The organism is uncultured Succinatimonas sp., from assembly GCF_905203285.1.
In the GTDB taxonomy this organism is placed as follows: Bacteria; Pseudomonadota; Gammaproteobacteria; order Enterobacterales; family Succinivibrionaceae; genus Succinatimonas.
In genome coordinates this window covers 1-1,460 of the sequence record NZ_CAJKVK010000155.1, presented here as the reverse complement: position 1 = coordinate 1,460, position 1,460 = coordinate 1, and the positions used below count along the sequence as shown (strand labels likewise).

At 37.8% G+C, this 1,460-nt stretch carries 2 protein-coding genes; both read left to right on the top strand.

Annotated elements, in window-relative coordinates; genetic code table 11:
* Positions 1 to 195: 195 nt before the first annotated feature.
* Positions 196 to 663, top strand: a complete 468-nt coding sequence (locus QZ019_RS09790; protein ID WP_295484644.1) for a glycerate kinase — start codon at positions 196 to 198, stop codon at positions 661 to 663.
* Between the two features lie 11 nt (positions 664 to 674).
* Entirely contained in the window at positions 675 to 1,352 is a 678-nt protein-coding gene (locus tag QZ019_RS09785; RefSeq protein ID WP_295484642.1) for a glycerate kinase, read from the top strand.
* The last annotated feature ends 108 nt before the right edge of the window (positions 1,353 to 1,460 follow it).

Here is a 1,460-nt window from a genome sequence, read left to right as displayed (position 1 = left end):
TACAAAAATGCTTTTTGTTTTTTTCTTATATAAAGAGTATTTCTAGAAATGTATATTACAAAGAGTACTCATTACCTTAGTTTTTAGCTCGTCATTTTGCTTTACCAGCTAAAAGCTGTTTTGGCTTTGTCACTAAACCTATCCCGATAAAAGGATAAAAACACATTTTTGAACTAAGAGTGCAAAAAAAATAAAATGAACAGATTTTTATTTATGCCTGACTCCTTCAAAGGAACTTTAAGTTCACAGCAAGTGTGTGACACATTGACCAAAGCAGCACTTAAAATCATTCCTGACTGTAAATGTAAATCTATTTACGTGGCAGACGGCGGAGAAGGAACGGTTGACAGTTTTTTAAGCGCATTAAAAGGAGTAAAGCATTACGTAAAAGTTAAAGGTCCGTACATGGAAACAATGCGAACCTACTATGGACTCATAAATGACGGAGACACAGCCATTATCGAAGTGGCTTCATGCGCTGGACTTGATATCGTCAAGAATCATAAGAATCCTCTTTTAACCACCACTTTCGGTGTCGGACAACAGCTTCTTGATGCTGCCGAACAAGGAGTAAAACGCATTATCATCGGTTTGGGCGGAAGCTGTACTAATGACGGAGGCTGCGGAGCAGCTGCGGCGGTAGGAATTAAATTTCTAAATTAAATAAAGAAGGAGTGAGCTTTATTCCCACAGGCGGGACACTTAAAGACATATACAAAATTGATACTTCAGGATTTGATCCCAAATTAAAAGATATTGAAATTCTTGCGATGTGCGATGTTGATAATCCGCTATGCGGAAAAAACGGCGCAGCATATATTTTCGGACCGCAAAAAGGTGCGGATTTAACAACGGTCTATGAACTTGATCGCGGTCTTATGCATTTAAGTAATGTCATTTGGCATGATTTAGGATTTAAAGTTGCGTCCACTAAAGGTGCTGCTGCGGCAGGTGGCATGGGCGCCGGTATGCTGACTTTTTTCAATGCACAATTAAAAAAAGGAATTGAGATCGTTCTTGATACCGTCAATTTTGAAGAAGAAATAAAAGATATTGATATTATTTTCACCGGAGAAGGCAAAATTGACATTCAAAGTCTGCGCGGCAAAGTGGTTTTAGGCATAGCAAGAAGAGCTATGCGTTACAAAAAGCCGGTTATAGCTGTTGTAGGACAATCGGAAGACAGTACAGTAAGTGATGTTTTTAAACAAGGCGTAACGGCAATATTTCCGATAAACCGCAGAGCTGAAGATCTGTCAATTTCTCAATACATCAGTGTCTATAATCTTCGCTATACTGCTGAAAATATTTTCAGACTCATTAAAACCATGCAGAGCCAACATCACAATTAATCCAAACAAAAATCCCGAAAAAGTAAATGTAACTTAATCGGGATCTTTTTAAGAGAGGGTGACTAAAAAGTCACCTTCTTTTTTACCTGAAAAAAGCTCTTAATTTTT